We start from the raw sequence: 17,665 nt of genomic DNA, 5'->3' as shown, positions 1-17,665 counted from the left end.
TCAAGGCTGCTCAGGGTTGACGGCACCATTTCGCCCGCTTTTGGCGGCGCGTCAACTCACCACACATTACAGATGGTTACACGCGCACCTTGACATAGGTGCCGGGGGCTTCGCCTAGAACTTGCATATGCTCGCCCGGTTTGCGGGCCGGTACGCGGGTATTGTCCTTGGCTTCGATCCAGCGTTGCCAGTGCGGCCACCAGGAACCGGGATGGTCGGTGGCCCCGGCGAGCCACTGGTCGAAGTCGCCGGCCGGCTTGCCGCCGGTCCAGTAGTGATATTTCTGCGCCGCCGGCGGATTGACGACCCCGGCGATGTGGCCGGAGCCGGCCATGACGTAATCGACCTCGCCGCCGAAATATTTCGAGCCGAGGAATACCGACAGCGCCGGCGCGATATGGTCCTCCTTAGAGGCGAGGTTGTAGACCGGCATGGTAACGTCCTTCAGCGAAACCGTGCGGCCCGCCAGTTCCATCATGCCTTGCGAAAGCCTGTTCTCGAGATAGCAATTGCGCAAATAGAAAGAATGGTTGGCAGCGCCCATGCGGGTCGAATCGGCATTCCAGTAGAGCAGGTCGAAGGGCAGGGGATCCTTGCCGCGCATGTAGTTGTTGACGACATAGGGCCAGATCAGGTCGCCCGAGCGCAGCATGTTGAAGGCGGTCGCCATCTTGGTGCCGTCGAGATAGCCTTTCTCGTTCATCGCCTTTTCGACGGCCGCGACCTGCTCCTCGTCGACGAACACTTTTAGATCGCCGGCATAGGTGAAATCGACCTGGGTGGTGAAGAAGGTCGCCGATTTGATGCGGTGGTCGCCTTCCTGCGCCATCAAGGCCAGCGCTGCCGCCAACAGCGTGCCGCCGACGCAATAGCCGATGGCGTTGACTTGCCTTTCGCCGGTGGCCTTCTCGATCGTGTCGAGGCCGTATTGCAGGCCCTCCCTGATATAGGCCTCCCAGCTCTTGGCGCCGTGCCGCTCGTCCGGGTTGATCCAGGAGATGATGAAGACGGTGTGGCCTTGCTCGACTGCCCAGCGAATGAAGGATTTTTGCGGGTTGAGGTCGAGGATGTAGTATTTGTTGATCCATGGCGGGCAGATCAGCAGCGGCCGCTTGAGCACGGTGTCGGTAGTCGGTTCGTATTGCAGGATTTCGGCGACGTCGCTGCGGCCGACCACCTTACCCGGGGTGGCGGCGAGATTCTTGCCGATCTCGAAGGGCGAATAATCTGCCTGCCGCAGCTTCAGGTCACCCTTGCCCGCGGCGATGTCCTCGGCAAGCATCTTCATGCCGCGCACCAGGTTTTCGCCGTTGGAGGCGACAGTCTCGCGAAACAATTCCGGATTGGTCAGGATGAAATTCGACGGCGAGATGGCATTGGACACCTGCTTGACATAAAAGCCGGCCTTGTGGCGGGTGTGCTCGTCCAGGCCATCGGCGTGCTCGACCAGTTCGGCCGCCCAGCGCGAGGTGACCAGATACGCCTGTTTGAGGAAATCGAAGAAGGCGTTGCGGCCCCATTCCGGGTCCTGGAAACGCTTGTCACCGCGCTCGGGCTTGACCGCGTCCTCGGCGTCCTCGGCGCCGGCGCCGATGCGCTGGACGGCGTTGGCCCAGACGGTCATGTAGCCGGAAAACAGCCGCGTTTGCGCCTCCAGCGCGCGCTGCGGGTCGGAGAGCCAGTACTCGGTGAGCTTGGAGAACGTCTTCACCATGTCGACGACCGGCTCAGCGACATGATCGCGCACCTCGCCTTTTTCCCGCGGCTCGGCCCATGCCGAGGCGGCCTTGCCGGCCTGCTCGATCATGCGAGCCATGTTCAGCGCGAAGCGTTCCGGGTCCTTCACCAGATATTGCTCGACGGTCGAAGGTTGGTCATCTTCCGCTTTGCCCGAATCGGGTGTTTTGGCCATGGTTCGCGGGGTTCCTCCCGAAGCGTTTTGTTGACATATTACCATGGGATATCGAACAGGGTCCAATGTGCTCTAACCCGGCCGCCAGGAAAACAATATGACGATTAATATTGGCAAGAACGTTTTTTCCGGCACTGGTCGTTTTTGCCGCATGGCGCTCGTCCTGTTGGCGATGGCCGGTTGCACGAGCAGCAACATGGAAGGTGCGGCGCCCGCCACCGGCCTTGTCGGCGCGAAGGACACCGGTTCCTATCCGAACCTGAACATCCGGCCGCAGGTGGCGGCCGAACAATTCACCGACGAGGAAAAGAACGCCAAGCTCGCCCAACTGAAGGCCGAGGAACAGAGCCAGGCCGCCAAGGGCGGGGGCGTCAAGGTTGCGGACCAGGCAGCGCTGGACCAGCTGGCAAAAAAACACGGCGCCGAGGCGCTGAAGCAGATCGAAGGCAAATGCGACCCCGCTCTCGACCCTAGTTGCAAATAAGCTTATACGCGCGACCGCAACCTCACTGTCTGGAACTGCCATGGAAGAATTTCACAAGGTCCGCCGGCTTCCGCCCTATGTCTTCGAACAGGTCAACCGGCTGAAGGCCAGCGCCCGTTCGCGCGGCGCCGACATCATCGACCTTGGCATGGGCAATCCGGACCTGCCGACGCCCAAGGCCATCGTCGACAAACTCTGCGAGGTGGTACGCGATCCGCGCACGCACCGCTATTCGTCGTCGCGCGGCATTCCGGGCCTGCGTCGTGCCCAGGCCAACTACTATGCCCGCCGCTTCGGTGTGAAGCTCGACCCGGACAGCCAGGTGGTGGCGACGCTCGGCTCGAAGGAGGGCTTCGCCAATATGGCGCAGGCGATCACCGCCCCCGGCGACGTGATCCTTTGCCCTAATCCGACCTATCCGATCCATGCGTTCGGCTTCATCATGTCGGGCGGCGTCATCCGCTCGCTGCAGGTCGAGCCGGACGACGGCTTCATCCCGGCCCTGGAGCGCGGCATCCGCCATTCGATCCCGAAGCCGCTGGCACTGATCCTCAATTATCCGTCCAATCCGACGGCACTGGTCGCTTCGCTCGATTTCTACAAGGAGGTGGTGGCCTTCGCGAGGAAGAACGACATCATCATCCTGTCGGATCTTGCCTATTCGGAGATCTATTTCGACGGCAATCCGCCGCCTTCGGTGCTGCAGGTGCCGGGCGCCATAGACGTCGCCGTCGAGTTCACCTCGATGTCGAAGACCTTTTCGATGCCGGGTTGGCGCATGGGTTTTGCGGTCGGCAATGAACGGCTGATCTCGGCGCTGACGCGAGTGAAATCCTATCTCGACTACGGCGCCTTCACGCCGATCCAGGTGGCGGCGGCGCATGCACTCAACGGCGATGGCGCCGACATCGCGGAAGTGCGCGACGTCTACCGCAAACGCCGCGATGTCATGGTCGACGCTTTCAGCCGCGCCGGCTGGACCATTCCCGCACCGGCGGCATCGATGTTCGCCTGGGCGCCGATCCCGGAGCCGTTCAAGCACCTGGGCTCGCTTGAATTCTCCAAGCTCCTGATCGAGCACGCCGACGTCGCGGTGGCGCCGGGCGTCGGCTTCGGCGAGCATGGCGACGATCACGTGCGCATCGCGCTGGTCGAAAACGAGCATCGGATCCGGCAAGCGGCGCGCAACATCAAGCGCTTCCTCGCATCCAGCGCCAAGCAGCCGAATAACGTCGTACCGCTCGCCGCACATCGCTGAGTTTCTGCATATCAAATCGACCGAGTTGTTGAGGGGCGCCGCCGGACATGGCTGAAGCATTGCGTGTTGGAATTGCCGGTCTCGGCACCGTCGGCGCGTCGGTGGCGCGCGTGCTGCGCGACAAGGCGGCGGAACTGACGCGGCAGTGCGGACGCGACATCGTCGTCACAGCCGTTTCGGCCCGAGACCCAAAGCGCGACCGTGGCGTCGATCTTGGCGCAGCACAGTGGTTCGACGACGCCATCAAGATGGCGCAGACCGGCGAGATCGACGTGTTCGTCGAGCTGATCGGCGGCGACGACGGGGCGGCGCGCTCGTCCGTAAAAGCGGCACTTGAAGGCGGCCGCCATGTCGTCACCGCCAACAAGGCGCTGCTTGCCAAGCACGGCGTGGCGCTGGCCGAGATCGCCGAGAGGAAAGGCGTGCTGCTCAATTACGAGGCGGCGGTGGCCGGCGGCATTCCGGTTATCAAGACAATGCGCGAGGCGATGGCCGGCAATTCGGTGACCCGCGTTTTCGGCATCCTCAACGGTACCTGCAACTACATTCTGACGCGCATGGAAGCCGAGGGCCTGTCTTTCGATGCCTGCCTGAAGGATGCGCAACGGCTGGGCTATGCCGAAGCCGACCCGACCTTCGACATCGAGGGTCACGACACCGCGCACAAGCTGTCGATCCTGACCAGCCTTGCCTTTGGCACGAGGATCGCCGCCAACGATATCTACATGGAAGGCATCTCCAACATCAGCCAGGCCGACATCCGCGCGGCCGGCGATCTCGGCTACCGGATCAAGCTGCTTGGCGTCGCCCAACGCACCGAAAGCGGCATCGAGCAGCGCGTGCACCCGACCATGGTGCCGACGGCCTCGGTCATCGCGCAGGTGCACGGCGTCACCAATGCGGTAGCGATAGAAACCGACATCCTCGGCGAATTGCTGCTTTCCGGCCCTGGCGCCGGCGGCAACGCCACCGCGTCGGCGGTGATCGGCGACATTGCCGATATCGCCAAGAGCCGGCCTGGCTTCCAGCATGGTCCGGTCTTCGGCCGGCCGGTGAAGGAATTGAAGCCTTACAAGAAGGCGCAGATGCGCAGCCATGCCGGCGGTTATTTCATCCGGCTGACCGTGCACGACCGCCTCGGCGTTTTCGCGGCAATAGCCAAGCGCATGGCCGACAACGACATTTCTCTGGAATCGATCGTCCAGCATGCCGCCGGGCCGGAAACCGAGGCACAGAAGACGGTTATCCTAGTGACCCACGAGACGACCGAGGCGGCGGTGCGCAAGGCCGTCGACGGCATCACCAGGGACAGCCTTCTGACCGACAAGCCGCAAGTCATCCGCATCGAGCGGGCCGGATAGCAGTCTCACATTTTACCTTCAATCGATTGATATTGCTGCGCTTTCAAAAAGGTCCAGCGCAGGTCTTGCTGTTGTCACGGGGCTTTGACACAAGAAGCGCGTCTCTGGCGGGAGGCTAATGCATGTCGCCCAAAAGTGTGCAGCGGTTTTGGGACAACGACATGCATAATAAAAACAAAGTGCCAACGAGGATTGTCCATCGATGAATGTGGCCCAGAACATTGTCGCCGGCCTCAACCGGATACTGACCATGGAATTGGTGCGCGTCACCGAACGCGCCGCGGTCGCGGCCGCCAGATTGCGCGGACGCGGCGACGAGAAAGCCGCCGACCAGGTCGCGGTCGATGCCATGCGGCAGGAGCTCAACCGTCTTGCCATCAACGGCACGGTGGTGATCGGCGAGGGCGAGCGCGACGAGGCGCCGATGCTCTATATCGGCGAGGAGGTCGGTACCGGCCAAGGCCCGGCTGTCGACATCGCGCTTGATCCGCTCGAAGGCACGACAATCTGCGCCAAGAACCTGCCCAACGCACTGGCCGTTATCGCCATTGCCGAAAAAGGCAGCCTTTTGTTCGCGCCGGACGTCTATATGGACAAGATCGCGATCGGTCCGGGTTATGCCGACGGCATCATCGACATCGATGCCTCGCCGGCCGAAAACATCGCCAGCCTCGCCAGGGCCAAGGGCGTGCCGGTGGCGGAGATCACCGCCTGTATTCTCGACCGGCCACGCCATGGCGCGTTGATCGAAGCCGTGCGGGCGACCGGAGCCGCGATCCGTCTGATCGGCGACGGTGATGTCGCCGGGGTCATCCATACCACCGACCCGGACGAGACCGGCATCGACATCTATCTCGGCACCGGAGGCGCGCCCGAAGGCGTGCTCGCAGCTGCCGCCTTGCGCTGCACCGGTGGCCAGATGCAGGGCAGGTTGATCTTCGATACGCCGGAAAAGCTGGCGCGCGCCGCGAAGATGGGGATCTCCGACCCAAAACGGATCTACCACACGCAAGACATGGCACGCGGCGACGTGCTGTTTGCCGCGACCGGCGTCACCGACGGCAATATGCTGGCCGGCGTCAAGTTCGGCCGCAATTTCATCACCACGCACACGATCGTGCTGCGCTCGTCATCGCGGACCGTGCGCGAAATCAAAGCCAGGCATCAGGATCTGGAAAAGTTTTGATTTCGACTCAGTTAGCCGTTGCATATTGTGCGCAATGACAAATTGCAGACGGCGCGTCACGTGACGGGGGAAAGACGCTTTTTCCTCGATGTCAGGCAGTCGGCCACCGGCGTTTCCTGGGAACACCGGCTGACCGAGCGTCAGGACATGGCCGCGCTCGCCATCGCGCAAGGGTATGGCGTGCCTGACATCGTGGCACGTGTGCTGGCCGGGCGTGGTGTCACCGCCGAGCAGACCGAGCGGTTTCTGGATCCGACCATCCGCAATCTGCTGCCCGACCCGGCATCGCTGACCGACATGGACAGGGCCGCCGCTCGCATCGCCCAGGCGGTGATGGCCAGGGAAAAAGTGGCGATCTTTGGCGACTACGATGTCGACGGCGCCGCCTCGTCGGCGCTGCTCAAGCGCTTTCTCGCATATTTCTCGGTGGCGTCGGAGATCTACATACCGGACCGCATCTTCGAGGGTTACGGCCCCAATCCGGAAGCGATGCGCGAACTCGTCTCGCGCGGCGCGACGCTGATCGTCACCGTCGATTGCGGCACCAACAGTGCTGCTTCCATCGACGCCGCAAAGGCCGCCGGCGCCGACGTCGTGGTGCTCGATCACCATCAGGTCGGCGGGCCGCTGCCGGCGGCGGCTGCGGTCGTCAACCCAAATCGCGAGGACGACCTTTCCGGCCAAGGTCATCTTTGTGCCGCCGGCGTCGTCTTCCTTTGCCTGGTGCAGACCGCGAAGATCCTGCGCGGCCGCTTGCCGGATGCCGCACCGCCGGACCTGCTTGGCCTGCTCGACCTGGTGGCGCTGGGCACAGTCTGCGACGTGGTGCCGCTCACCGGCGTCAACCGCGCCTTCGTGGTCAAGGGGCTGCAGGTGGCGCGGCAGCAGAGAAACGAAGGGCTGGCGGCGTTGGCGCGGGTCTCGCGTATAGGCGAGCCGATCAGCACGTTCCATCTGGCCTTTCTGATCGGTCCGCGCATCAACGCCGGCGGGCGCATCGGCGACGCAGCACTTGGCAGCCGCCTGCTTGCAACCGACGACCCCGTCGAGGCCCGCACCATCGCCGAGACGCTGGATCGGCTCAACCAGGAACGGCAGTCGATGGAGCAGGAGATGCTGGCCGCCGCGCGCTCAGAGGCCGATGCCGAGCTTGCCGGCGGCAATGGTCCGGCCATCGTGGTGACAGCCAGCAGCAACTGGCATCCTGGCATTGTCGGCCTGCTTGCCTCGCGGCTCAAGGACCATGCAAGACGGCCGGCCTTTGCCATCGCCTTCAACGCCAATGGTGTCGGTACGGGGTCAGGCCGTTCGGTGTCGGGCTTCGACCTCGGCCGGCTGGTGCGCGAGGCTGCCGATGCCGGGCTTATCGTCAAGGGCGGCGGCCACGGAATGGCGGCCGGCATCACTGTCGAGCGGGCGAAGCTCGGCGAACTCAGGGCTTTCTTCGAAGAGCGCGCGGCGGTGGATGTGTTCCGCCTGCAAGGCGAGGAGAGCCTGGCGATCGACGGCGCACTTGCCGCCGAGGGCGCGACGCTTGCGCTGCTCGATACGCTTGAGAGGGCAGGGCCGTTCGGCGCCGGGCATGTTGCGCCGGTGTTCGCGCTTCCGCGCCACCGGCTTGTCGATGCGCGGGCGGTCGGCAGCAACCACATCCGCGCCGACCTGCAGTCGGAAAGCGGCGGCCGCATCCAGGCGATCGCCTTTCGCGCGGTCGACACGGCTCTTGGCGAATTCCTGTTCAAGAACAGGGGTAAGCCGGTGCATGTCGCCGGCTCGCTGTCGGGCAACCACTGGAACGGCAACCGCACGGTGCAGTTCCGCATCGTCGACGCGGCGCTTGCCTGAGAGCTCGCTGCCGCCCTGCCTAAGCGAGGACGGTCTGCAGCCGGGTCAGGTCGCCGATCTGCGCCATCGTTGCCTGGTAGCCGATACGGATCGCTTCGTCGGCGCGGTGGAATTCGGTCAGGCCGATATGGCTGAGCTTCGGCTGCAGCGATATGTCCGGCGGGTCGCCGGCCAGCCTGGCGCGCGAAATGCGGTCCTGGATGATGTTAAAGGCCTCGACCATGACGCCGGTAATGCCGAGCCGCGTCTCGCGCGACTGGCGTTCGGGATCGGCGTGGCCGGCCCTCGGCGCGTCTTTCTCGATGACCAGCTCGCCGGCATTGTGCTTGATCACCGCGGCGCGGCCGAACAGATCGTAGTGAAGGTTCACCGCAACTACGAGCGGCTGCTCGTAGGCACGGCAGACCGAGACCGGCACCGGATTGACCAGTGCGCCGTCAACCAGCACACGCCCATTGCAGGCGACCGGCTCGAACACGCCGGGCAGCGCGTAGGAGGCGCGCATTGCGGTGCTCAACGAGCCGCTCGACAGCCAGATCTCATGACCGGTGCGGATTTCCGAAGCGACGCAGACGAATGGTTTTGGCAGGTCCTCGAAGCGGATGCCGGCTATGTGCTCGCGCAGCCGCGCATCGAGCTTCATGCCACCGAACAGGCCGCTGCCGCGTAGATTGAGGTCGAGAAGGCCAAAAATGCGCCGCCTGGTCAGGCTGCGCGCGAATTCTTCCAACTCGTCGAGCTTGCCGGCAACATAGCAGCCGCCGACCAGCGCGCCGATCGAGGTGCCGGCGATCATCGACACTTCGATGCCGGCTTCATCAAGCGCGCGCAGCACGCCGATATGCGCCCAGCCGCGCGCACAGCCGCCACCCAATGCCAGCGAAATCCCAGTTTTGCCCGGAGATTTGGTTTCGGATGCGCCCGCGGCCGAGGAGAGGCCATTGGCCTCCCGAACGTCAGGTCTGTTGCGCAATGACGCCCAGTCGAGCATCACAATCTCCCTTGTCCCACGGTCATCCTATAGGCGGGCCGTATCGAAATCATGAATATACGTGGCTGAAGTGCTGCGAATGGTTCATATTGATGGTGTATTGGGCTTTCGATAGGTTTTTTCCGCATCGAACAGCGGGTTGCTGCCGTCGCTGGCAAGCGTCCCTTTGCCATCGCTCAGCCCCACCGTCCGATAAAAGCATGAACGTCGGCCGGTGTGACAAGTTGCTTGGTGACCCAGCATTTTGACGCGCAACCATATCGCGTCCTGGTCACAATCCGTGAGCATCTCGACGACCTGCTGGACATTGCCCGAGGTTTCGCCCTTCTTCCACAGCGCGTTGCGCGAACGCGACCAGTAGTGCGCGATGCCGGTCTCGAGCGTCAGCGCCAGCGCCTCGGCATTCATATGCGCGACCATCAGCAGCACGCCGTCTTCGGCATCGGTGACCACGACAGTGACGAGGCCGGCAGCATCGAAGCGCGGTGAAAGGACCGCGCCTTCCTCGAGTGCCTTCTTGTCTGTTGGAGCTTTCGGGAATTCCAATGCCGACATTCGCCGGTCCTTATCTAGCGAAGCCGGCAGGCCGATCAGATCCTGCCGCCGCGCACCATGGTGACGAAGCGGACCTGCTCTTCGGGTGTGTCCTTGAAGACGCCGGTGAAGGTTGAGGTCAGCGTGGTGGAGCCCTGCTTGCGGATGCCGCGCATGGCCATGCACATATGCTCGGCCTCAAGCATAACGGCCACACCGCGCGGATTGAGCACGTCCTGGATGACGCCGGCAATCTGCGCGGTCATCGCTTCCTGGGTCTGCAAGCGATGGGCGAAGATGTCGACGACACGGGCTATCTTGGACAGGCCGACAACCTTGCCGTCAGGCAGATAGCCGACATGCGCCTTGCCGATGATCGGCACCATGTGATGCTCGCAATGCGAGTGGAAGGATATGTCCTTGACGAGAACGAGGTCGTCATAGCCGGCAACTTCCTCAAAGGTGCGGCCAAGTTCCTCGGCTGGGCACATATCATAACCGTTGAACATTTCGCTGAACGCCTTGGTGACGCGCTTCGGCGTGTCGATCAGGCCCTCGCGGTCAGGGTTGTCGCCGGTCCAGCGCAACAAGGTGCGCACAGCGGCTTCGACTTCGGCCTCGCTCGGCCGGTCGGTGACCGGCTTTTCCATATAGGCAGACCGCGGCATGAGTTTCTTGATAACGGCGTCCATAAAGGCGTCTCCCGTAGTTCCTCTCTCAGGAGGAACGAGTTGAACGGACCACGACCTTTCGGGTGTCAGAAACTCGCCCGGTTTCCAGCCCGTAAGTGGCGTGAACAGAATTGGGTATGACGAGGTTTGTGGTCGCCTTGTCGATACCCGACTACCGCCATTATATATGTTCGTGCCGAGCGAAAGGAAGACGCCAGAGCGGCAATGACTGTTCGCTGGGCGGCGACGGATTGGAAAAATATGATCGACGATGTCTACAATGCGAAAATTCTGGGTTTTGCCGGAAACATCGCACGGATCGGCCGGCTCGACCGGCCCGACGCAACCGCACGAGCACATTCCAAGCTGTGCGGATCGACGGTGACCGTCGATCTGAAGATGGATGATGGCGTCGTCAGCGATTTCGCGCATGACGTGAAGGCCTGTGCGCTTGGCCAGGCGTCGTCGTCGATCATGGCGCAGCATGTCGTCGGCGCCAGCGCCGAAGAATTGCGCAGCGTGCGCGAGACGATGCTGAAGATGCTGAAGGAAAACGGCCCGCCGCCCGAAGGCCGCTTCGCCGACCTGAAATACCTGGAACCGGTGCGCGACTACAAGGCGCGCCACGCCTCGACCATGCTGACCTTCGACGCAGTGGTCGACGCCATCGGCCAGATCGAGAAGAAGCGGGCGGAAGAGGCGGCTTAAACCTTGGCGAGAAAACGCCGGCTTTCGGCGAATTCCGCCCGGACCCAGTCGGCAAAAGCCCTGGCTGGTTCGGAAAGGTCATTCAGCCTTCTGGCTACTAGCCAATAGGCGCCCGACGCGACGTCGATGTCGAAAGGCTTGATAAGCGCGCCGGACGCAAGTTCTTCGCCGATCTGCAAAAGATCGCCCAACGCGACACCATGTCCAAGCAAGGCTGCCTGCTTCGAAAGCGAAGCATCGGCCAGCATCGGACCGCGCGCAGGCACGGCATCAGCCGTCACGCCCGCCGCTTCGAACCAGCGTGCTCAAGCCTGACGGTTTTCTTCGTGCAGCAACGTATAGCGACCAAGGTCGATCGGCTTTTCCAGAGCTGGGCCGGATGCAAGAAGTGCCGGCGACAGAACTGGGGAATCGACGACCGCGGCAAGCTGTTCGGCTTCGCTGCGTGGCCATGAGGTGGCGTGCGCACTGAAACGCAGGGCAAGTTCGGGCTGATCGCTGCGAAACTCTATCAATCTCGGGTCGACCTCAAGGGAAACGTCGATGTCGGGTCGCAACTCGCGAAAGCGGTTGAGCCGCGGCACCAGCCATACGGATGCAAGCGATGGCTCGACGCTGACACGCACCACGGACTGCGTCGGGGCCGCCGTCAATTCCGAAAGCAGCCTGTCGATGCCCTCGAAACTTCTGACCAACTGGTCGAGCAGCCGCTGGCCGGTGTCGGTCAACTCGACGCGGCGATGATGGCGGAAGAACAAAGGTTGGCGCAGGAAGGTTTCGAGCTCGCGGATCTGTCGGCTGATCGCCGCCTGCGAAACATAAAGCTCCTCGGCCGCACGGCTGAAGCTCAGGTGACGACCGGCTGCTTCGAAGCTTCTCAGAGCCGTCAGGGGGAGGTGTCCGCGCTTCATTCGCATAACTCAGAGTTATCTGACGTGGACGTTATACTCGTTTGAAGAGCAAGGCCAGCGGCGCTCTAATCGGTGCTCAAGGAGTGCCGCCATGATCCAGTTTCTCAACATTCTGGGCGATGTGATGCGGATCGCGACGTTTCAATGGTACGACGAGAAACCGCATAGGGATTGGTGCGAGGAGAGGCCGCCGACCAGCGTCGCCGTATGCCGAAGGCCGACGCCCGACCGCTATCCGGTTCGCCCTACCAGGCCATGACGGGATTGCCGGAACGGCATTGCGTTCCTGGCCCGATGCGCACATCTATCGCGTAGGGAAACGCGATGTGGAGACTGCGGTGGTCGGCCAACATCGGCATGCGCACGGCGCCAGGCCGATTCGACAAGGACGCAACTGGTCCGGCCCGTGGCGCAAGACGCCGGGCCGCGTCTTCGGCACGTCGCTTGTCCGACTTTACCAGCTGACGCTGTCCGGCTTCGTCGGCAATTCCTGCCGGCATCTGCCGACCTGTTCCGAATACGCGTACGAAGCGATCGCCCGCCACGGGCTGTGGGCCGGCGGCTGGATGGGGTTTTTCCGGGTGCTGCGCTGCGGACCGTTCGGCACGCACGGCATCGACCGGGTGCCTGAGGCACTGGCTGATCGCTACCTCTGGTTCACGCCATGGCGGTACTGGCGGATCGGGAAAAAACGTGGCGACCTGGACAGTTGACCGCAACTGTGCGGTGCACAGAGGGGTCGCTTTTTACGATCTGGTAGGGTTAACCGCAGCTTGCGCTGACATAGCGCATTTGAGACAAAATCGAGACAAGACACCTCGCTAAGCCGCTCCTGACACCCTTCAGGAGAGATTACCAAATGCGCCGGATAGATCGTCGTCCCTTCATTTTCGCCGTGGTTCTCTACGTCCTGGCGTGGCTGATGGGTTTTCCGATCCGTGCGCAATCGGCGCCGCTCGGGGACGTCGAATGCACGCTGATCGTCGACGCCGCAAGCGGCGAGACGCTGTATCGCCAAGGGACCTGTGATCAGCGCTTCAGCCCCGCCTCGACATTCAAGGTTCCGCTGGCGCTGATCGGCTATGATGCTGGAATCCTGAGCGACGAGCATACGCCAAGCTGGGAGTACAAGGCAGAGTTCAATGCCCCGAAACGGGACCGCAAGACCGTCGACCCGACGATCTGGGAAAGGGATTCGGTCCTTTGGTTCTCACGCGAGATTACGCGCCGGCTCGGCAGCAAACAGTTTGCCGGCTATGTGTGCAGATTGGACTATGGCAACACCGAAGTCTCCGGCACTGCCGGCAAGAATGACGGCCTCACCCATTCCTGGGTGAATTCTTCGCTCAAGATATCGCCGGTCGAGCAGGTCGATTTCCTGCGCAAGCTGCTGGCGCGAAAACTGCCGGTTTCGGACAAGGCCCATGCGATGACCAGCGCGATTGTCCCGACCTTCCGGGCAGGCGGCTGGACGGTGCAGGGCAAGACCGGAACGACCAGGCTCGGCGACAGCGCCGACAAGCGCTCGCTTGGCTGGTTTGTCGGCTGGGCGCAGACCGATGCTCGCAAGATCGTCTTTGCCCGCCTGGTAGTCGATACGAAACGTTCCGACACGCCAAAGGGACTCAAGACGCGGGCGATGTTCCTGAAAGATCTGCCGAATCTCCTCAGGTGACCTACATCCGGCTTTACGGCGCCGAAAACTGCCCATAAAAGACCGCTCGCCGCCGGACGCATCCGGCTCTTACTGATGCATGTCGTAGCGCCAAAACCGCTAAGCAGTCTTGGGCGACATGCATTTTACCACCCGCGCTCGTTTGCGGGACTGGATAGGAGAATCTTATGCTGAATTCCGTTTCCCTGACATTTCCCGATGGTTCCGTTCGCGATTACGACGCGGCGATGACCGGCGCCGGCCTGGCGGAATCGATCTCGAAGTCGCTGGCCAAGAAGGCCGTTGCCTATTCGATCGACGGCACGCTGCGCGATCTTTCCGACCCGATCGGCAGATCGGGCAAAGTCGAGATCATCACCCGCGAGGACCCGCGTGCGCTGGAGCTCATCCGCCACGATGCAGCCCATGTGCTGGCCGAAGCCGTGCAGGAACTTTGGCCGGGAACGCAGGTGACCATCGGGCCGGTGATCGAAAACGGGTTCTACTACGATTTTGCCCGCAACGAGCCGTTCACGCCCGACGATTTCCCGGTGATCGAGAAGAAGATGCGCGAGATCATTGCACGCAACAAGCCGTTCACCAAGGAGGTCTGGTCGCGCGAAAAGGCGAAAAGGATCTTTGCCGACAAGGGCGAGCGCTACAAGCTCGAGTTGATCGACGCCATCGCCGAGGACCAGGATCTCAAGATCTATGCACAGGGCGACTGGTTCGACCTCTGCCGCGGCCCGCATATGGCCGCGACCGGCCAGATCGGCAGCGCCTTCAAGCTGATGAAGGTCGCCGGCGCCTATTGGCGCGGCGACAGCAACAATCCGATGCTGACCCGCATCTACGGCACGGCCTGGGCCGATCAGGCGCAGCTCGAAGCCTATCAGACGATGCTGGAGGAGGCCGAGAAGCGCGACCACAGGAAGCTCGGCCGTGAGATGGACCTGTTCCACTTCCAGGAGGAGGGCCCCGGGGTCGTCTTCTGGCACGCCAAGGGCTGGAGGATGTTCCAGAACCTGGTCAATTACATGCGTCGCCGCCTCGACGAGCAGGGCTATCAGGAAGTCAACGCGCCGCAGGTGCTCGACAAGAGCCTGTGGGAGACGTCAGGCCACTGGGGCTGGTACCGGGACAACATGTTCAAGGTGACCGTTGCTGGCGACGACACCGACGACGACCGGGTGTTTGCGCTGAAGCCGATGAACTGCCCCGGTCACGTCCAAATCTTCAAGCACGGGCTGAAATCCTACCGCGATCTGCCGGTAAAACTTGCGGAATTCGGCAATGTGCATCGCTATGAGCCGTCCGGCGCGCTGCACGGGCTGATGCGCGTGCGCGGTTTTACCCAGGACGATGCGCACATCTTCTGCACCGAGGAACAGCTCGCCGACGAGTGCATCAAGATCAACGACCTGATCCTGTCGACCTATGCCGATTTCGGCTTCGACGAAATTACCGTCAAGCTGGCGACCCGCCCCGAAAAACGGGTCGGCACCGACGCGATGTGGGATCATGCCGAGGGCGTGCTGCAGGACGTGCTCGACAAGATCGCGGCGCGGTCGGGCAACCGGATCAAGACGGGCGTCAATCCGGGCGAGGGCACGTTCTACGGGCCGAAGTTCGAATATGTGCTGAAGGACGCCATCGGCCGCGACTGGCAATGCGGCACCACGCAGGTTGATTTCAACCTGCCGGAACGGTTCGGCGCCTTCTACATCGGCTCGGATTCGGAAAAGAAGCAGCCGGTGATGGTCCATCGCGCCATCTGCGGCTCGATGGAGCGTTTTCTCGGCATCCTGATCGAGAATTATTCCGGCCATTTCCCGCTCTGGTTCGCGCCGCTGCAGGTGGTGGTGGCGACGATCACTTCCGATGCCGACGATTACGCCCAGAAGGTTGTTGCGCAGCTGAAGGCGGCGGGGCTGATCGCCGAAGCCGATCTGCGCAACGAGAAGATCAACTACAAGGTCCGCGAGCATTCGCTGGCCAAGGTGCCGGTCATCCTCGTCTGCGGCAAGCGCGAGGCCGAGGAAGAAACGGTCAATATCCGTCGTCTCGGGTCGCGTGACCAGGAATCACTTGGCCTCGCAGCCGCCGTGAGGCTGCTTGCCGACGAGGCGGTGACACCCGACCGCAAGCGCCGCGCGGCCTGAACCAGTCGACCAGCAACGAATGGCGGTGGAGCGATCCACCGCCATTTTTTATATTTTATATGCCTGTCACGCCGCGCGCCTATCTGGCAAATCGATCGACGTGCGCGTCGGCGACGCACTGGCGCGACCCATGCGCAAGGCAGCTTAGAGGGGCGCGCCTCAGTCGGCGCCCTCCTCGGAATCGATGGCCGAAGCCTCGGTGGCCAGAACCTCGATGTCCTGGTTGTGCCCGGCCACCACCGTAAAATCCTTCTGGTAGATGCGGTCGCGGTTCTTGGCGATGATGGTGTAGTCGCCCTCGGCCAGCACCATCGAGGCAAAGGCGCCGACGGTTTCCTTGATCGGATCGCCGGATTCGTTGAGCAGGGACCAGGAGGTGTCGGCGATCGCCTCGCCGCCTGGTTCGCGCACCAGCTTCATGGTCATCTCGGCGGCACGGTGCTCGACGGTCGCTTCGGTCAGCTTGCCGGCCTCGACGCGGATGTCGGAGCGGATGACCGCGTTCACCGCGCCATAGGTCGACACGACGTGGTAGGTGCCGGCATTGAGCCGCACGACGCTGTTCGGCTCGACATCGGGTATGATCAGGGCGCGATCGCCATCGGCCGCGGCGTGGCTCTCATAGATCGAGAAGCGCAGCTTCTTCGGCGGTATGCGCACCCCGCCGGACAGCACTGCATCGAGCTTGAGGCCACCGGCATCGAGCACGAGGCTCTCGCGCTTGGCTTCCTTGCCGACGGTGATGCGCTTGGTGGCGCCGGCCCGCCCGTAGGAGGCGTGGACCAGATACGAACCCGGCTCGAGCTGGAATATGGCGGTGCCGCCATGAGAGGAGGCGATCATCGTCAGCTTGCCGTCGCTGGCCGATTCGGGTTTGAAGACGCGCCAGACTATGCCGCGCGTGATGTCGGCGCCCTTGTCGGTCAATTGCGCCGACAGCGTGATCGCCCCGCTGCTGCCCAATGCCAGCGATGTCTCGCTTTTCGGAGGCGCATAGCCCGAAATTCCGGGAAGCTTCAGCTCGCCGAGGCCGTCCACATCCTGGGCGACGGCAAGCGAAACCGGCACCATCAACAGTGCGGCAGCGAGCCATATCAGGAAAAGACGCAATGTCCCCTCAAACATGCCTTGCGTTGAAGCCCAAGGCGGTGGCAATTTCAAGGCTTAAGAGTCCGGTCGGCTTCTGCTACAGGGCTCTTTGTCCGGCGCGCCGCGCCAATGCCCAAGCCGCCCGATGTCCCGATGGTGCGCTTCAGCTCAAATTCCAGGAGACTTGCGCCCATGGCGTCGCCGATCATCGATCTTCTGCTGACCCGAAATTCCGCGCCGATCCCGGATTTGAAAGAACCGGCACCGGGCGATGCGGAGATCGCGACGATGATCGCCGCCGCCTCGCGGGTGCCGGACCATGGCCGGCTGGAGCCTTGGCGTTTCATCCTTTATCGCGGCGAGGCCCGCATCGAGATCGGCAAGAAGCTGGCAGAACTTGCCGAACAGCGCGAAGGGCCGCTGCCGGAAGGCCGGCGCAACCAGGAATTGGCGCGCTTTTCGCGGGCGCCGCTGGTCATCGGCGTGATTTCTATCCCCAGGGAAAATCCAAAGATCCCGCAATGGGAGATGTTCCTGTCCGGTGGCATGGCGGCGATGAACCTGATGCTTGCCGCCAATGCGCTGGGCTACGGCACCAACATGATCAGCAACTGGTATTCCGACGTGCCCGAGGGCAGGGCGATTCTCGGCCTGGCGCCGCATGAGCGGGTCGTCGGCTTCGTCCATATCGGCTCCTACCAGGGGCGAGCGCCGGAACGACCGCGGCCCGATCCGGCAAAGCTCTATGCCGACTATTCGGGGCCGTGGGTGGGATAATTTTCGCGCGGAACAACACCCTAGAGCGGTTCCTGATTTGACGGAATCGAAGGGGATTCCGGATCAGTCGGTTTTGTGATTCAAGATGCTGGCTGGAGTGGAGGCCAGCATCGGATGACGCG

At 62.7% G+C, this 17,665-nt stretch carries 16 protein-coding genes and 1 pseudogene; 11 read left to right on the top strand and 6 right to left on the bottom strand.

All coding sequences use genetic code 11. The annotated features are described in order from the left end of the window. Positions 1-76: 76 nt before the first annotated feature. Positions 77-1,912 carry a class I poly(R)-hydroxyalkanoic acid synthase gene (phaC, locus tag NKH28_RS29565; RefSeq protein ID WP_352540668.1) on the bottom strand — a complete coding sequence of 612 codons (1,836 nt, stop codon included), beginning with the start codon at positions 1,910-1,912 and terminating at the stop codon, positions 77-79. A 151-nt stretch (positions 1,913-2,063) separates the two neighbouring features. Between phaC and NKH28_RS29560 the strand changes: the two genes are divergently transcribed. The 5 genes from NKH28_RS29560 (at position 2,064) to recJ (ending at position 8,046) form a co-directional block, all read left to right on the top strand. After that, positions 2,064-2,396 carry a hypothetical protein gene (locus NKH28_RS29560; RefSeq protein ID WP_352647805.1) on the top strand — a complete coding sequence of 111 codons (333 nt, stop codon included), beginning with the start codon at positions 2,064-2,066 and terminating at the stop codon, positions 2,394-2,396. 40 nt (positions 2,397-2,436) lie between these two features. Further along, a complete protein-coding gene (locus NKH28_RS29555; RefSeq protein ID WP_023678886.1) occupies positions 2,437-3,654 on the top strand; it encodes an LL-diaminopimelate aminotransferase in 1,218 nt (405 codons plus the stop codon). Between the two features lie 47 nt (positions 3,655-3,701). After that, positions 3,702-5,015, top strand: coding sequence for a homoserine dehydrogenase (locus NKH28_RS29550; RefSeq protein ID WP_352819162.1), 1,314 nt, complete (start codon positions 3,702-3,704; stop codon positions 5,013-5,015). Between the two features lie 202 nt (positions 5,016-5,217). Beyond that, positions 5,218-6,201 carry a class II fructose-bisphosphatase gene (glpX, locus tag NKH28_RS29545; protein ID WP_352819164.1) on the top strand — a complete coding sequence of 328 codons (984 nt, stop codon included), beginning with the start codon at positions 5,218-5,220 and terminating at the stop codon, positions 6,199-6,201. Between the two features lie 60 nt (positions 6,202-6,261). Next, positions 6,262-8,046, top strand: coding sequence for a single-stranded-DNA-specific exonuclease RecJ (gene recJ / locus NKH28_RS29540; protein WP_352981028.1), 1,785 nt, complete (start codon positions 6,262-6,264; stop codon positions 8,044-8,046). 19 nt (positions 8,047-8,065) lie between these two features. Here recJ and NKH28_RS29535 read toward each other — a convergent pair whose 3' ends face one another. From NKH28_RS29535 to folE, 3 genes are all read right to left on the bottom strand, one after another. After that, entirely contained in the window at positions 8,066-9,037 is a 972-nt protein-coding gene (locus tag NKH28_RS29535) for a patatin family protein (protein WP_023678882.1), read from the bottom strand. 84 nt (positions 9,038-9,121) lie between these two features. After that, complete coding sequence (gene hisI / locus NKH28_RS29530; protein WP_352500848.1) at positions 9,122-9,592, bottom strand: phosphoribosyl-AMP cyclohydrolase; 471 nt, start codon at positions 9,590-9,592, stop codon at positions 9,122-9,124. A gap of 35 nt (positions 9,593-9,627) precedes the next feature. After that, positions 9,628-10,263 carry a GTP cyclohydrolase I FolE gene (gene folE / locus NKH28_RS29525; protein ID WP_352466975.1) on the bottom strand — a complete coding sequence of 212 codons (636 nt, stop codon included), beginning with the start codon at positions 10,261-10,263 and terminating at the stop codon, positions 9,628-9,630. 240 nt (positions 10,264-10,503) lie between these two features. Between folE and NKH28_RS29520 the strand changes: the two genes are divergently transcribed. Beyond that, a complete protein-coding gene (locus NKH28_RS29520; protein WP_023678879.1) occupies positions 10,504-10,950 on the top strand; it encodes an iron-sulfur cluster assembly scaffold protein in 447 nt (148 codons plus the stop codon). On the opposite strand, the pseudogene NKH28_RS29515 reads toward NKH28_RS29520, so the two are convergent. Then, a pseudogene (locus tag NKH28_RS29515) lies at positions 10,947-11,861 on the bottom strand (LysR substrate-binding domain-containing protein). The gene NKH28_RS29520 and the pseudogene NKH28_RS29515 overlap by 4 nt on opposite strands. A 91-nt stretch (positions 11,862-11,952) precedes the next feature. On the opposite strand from NKH28_RS29515, the gene NKH28_RS29510 reads away from it, so the two are divergent. The 4 genes from NKH28_RS29510 (at position 11,953) to thrS (ending at position 15,677) form a co-directional block, all read left to right on the top strand. Further along, positions 11,953-12,120: a hypothetical protein gene (locus NKH28_RS29510; RefSeq protein ID WP_352473909.1), complete on the top strand. Its 168-nt coding sequence runs from the start codon at positions 11,953-11,955 to the stop codon at positions 12,118-12,120. 79 nt (positions 12,121-12,199) lie between these two features. Further along, the gene (yidD, locus tag NKH28_RS29505) at positions 12,200-12,574 is read left to right on the top strand and encodes a membrane protein insertion efficiency factor YidD (protein ID WP_352451412.1); all 375 of its coding nucleotides are present in this window, start codon (positions 12,200-12,202) and stop codon (positions 12,572-12,574) included. A 146-nt stretch (positions 12,575-12,720) separates the two neighbouring features. Further along, complete coding sequence (blaOXA, locus tag NKH28_RS29500; RefSeq protein WP_352819168.1) at positions 12,721-13,536, top strand: class D beta-lactamase; 816 nt, start codon at positions 12,721-12,723, stop codon at positions 13,534-13,536. 167 nt (positions 13,537-13,703) lie between these two features. Next, on the top strand, positions 13,704-15,677 hold the full coding sequence (gene thrS / locus NKH28_RS29495) for a threonine--tRNA ligase (RefSeq protein WP_352473907.1): 1,974 nt from the start codon (positions 13,704-13,706) through the stop codon (positions 15,675-15,677). Between the two features lie 159 nt (positions 15,678-15,836). Here thrS and NKH28_RS29490 read toward each other — a convergent pair whose 3' ends face one another. After that, a complete protein-coding gene (locus NKH28_RS29490) occupies positions 15,837-16,802 on the bottom strand; it encodes an RgsD C-terminal domain-containing protein (protein ID WP_352473906.1) in 966 nt (321 codons plus the stop codon). A 156-nt stretch (positions 16,803-16,958) separates the two neighbouring features. On the opposite strand from NKH28_RS29490, the gene NKH28_RS29485 reads away from it, so the two are divergent. Further along, positions 16,959-17,543, top strand: a complete 585-nt coding sequence (locus NKH28_RS29485) for a nitroreductase family protein (RefSeq protein ID WP_352981027.1) — start codon at positions 16,959-16,961, stop codon at positions 17,541-17,543. The last annotated feature ends 122 nt before the right edge of the window (positions 17,544-17,665 follow it).

This window comes from Mesorhizobium sp. M1227 (genome assembly GCF_040318315.1).
In the GTDB taxonomy this organism is placed as follows: domain Bacteria; phylum Pseudomonadota; class Alphaproteobacteria; order Rhizobiales; family Rhizobiaceae; genus Mesorhizobium.
This window is presented reverse-complemented; position numbering and strand designations above follow the sequence as displayed.

What these genes read in the sequence shown, in the direction of transcription:
- phaC (WP_352540668.1), bottom strand. Translation starts at nt 1,912, where the DNA reads ATGGCCAAAACACCCGATTCGGGCAAAGCGGAAGATGACCAACCTTCG.
- NKH28_RS29560 (WP_352647805.1), top strand. Translation starts at nt 2,064, where the DNA reads ATGGCGCTCGTCCTGTTGGCGATGGCCGGTTGCACGAGCAGCAACATG.
- NKH28_RS29555 (WP_023678886.1), top strand. Translation starts at nt 2,437, where the DNA reads ATGGAAGAATTTCACAAGGTCCGCCGGCTTCCGCCCTATGTCTTCGAA.
- NKH28_RS29550 (WP_352819162.1), top strand. Translation starts at nt 3,702, where the DNA reads ATGGCTGAAGCATTGCGTGTTGGAATTGCCGGTCTCGGCACCGTCGGC.
- glpX (WP_352819164.1), top strand. Translation starts at nt 5,218, where the DNA reads ATGAATGTGGCCCAGAACATTGTCGCCGGCCTCAACCGGATACTGACC.
- NKH28_RS29535 (WP_023678882.1), bottom strand. Translation starts at nt 9,037, where the DNA reads ATGCTCGACTGGGCGTCATTGCGCAACAGACCTGACGTTCGGGAGGCC.
- hisI (WP_352500848.1), bottom strand. Translation starts at nt 9,592, where the DNA reads ATGTCGGCATTGGAATTCCCGAAAGCTCCAACAGACAAGAAGGCACTC.
- folE (WP_352466975.1), bottom strand. Translation starts at nt 10,263, where the DNA reads ATGGACGCCGTTATCAAGAAACTCATGCCGCGGTCTGCCTATATGGAA.
- NKH28_RS29520 (WP_023678879.1), top strand. Translation starts at nt 10,504, where the DNA reads ATGATCGACGATGTCTACAATGCGAAAATTCTGGGTTTTGCCGGAAAC.
- NKH28_RS29510 (WP_352473909.1), top strand. Translation starts at nt 11,953, where the DNA reads ATGATCCAGTTTCTCAACATTCTGGGCGATGTGATGCGGATCGCGACG.
- blaOXA (WP_352819168.1), top strand. Translation starts at nt 12,721, where the DNA reads ATGCGCCGGATAGATCGTCGTCCCTTCATTTTCGCCGTGGTTCTCTAC.
- thrS (WP_352473907.1), top strand. Translation starts at nt 13,704, where the DNA reads ATGCTGAATTCCGTTTCCCTGACATTTCCCGATGGTTCCGTTCGCGAT.
- NKH28_RS29490 (WP_352473906.1), bottom strand. Translation starts at nt 16,802, where the DNA reads ATGTTTGAGGGGACATTGCGTCTTTTCCTGATATGGCTCGCTGCCGCA.
- NKH28_RS29485 (WP_352981027.1), top strand. Translation starts at nt 16,959, where the DNA reads ATGGCGTCGCCGATCATCGATCTTCTGCTGACCCGAAATTCCGCGCCG.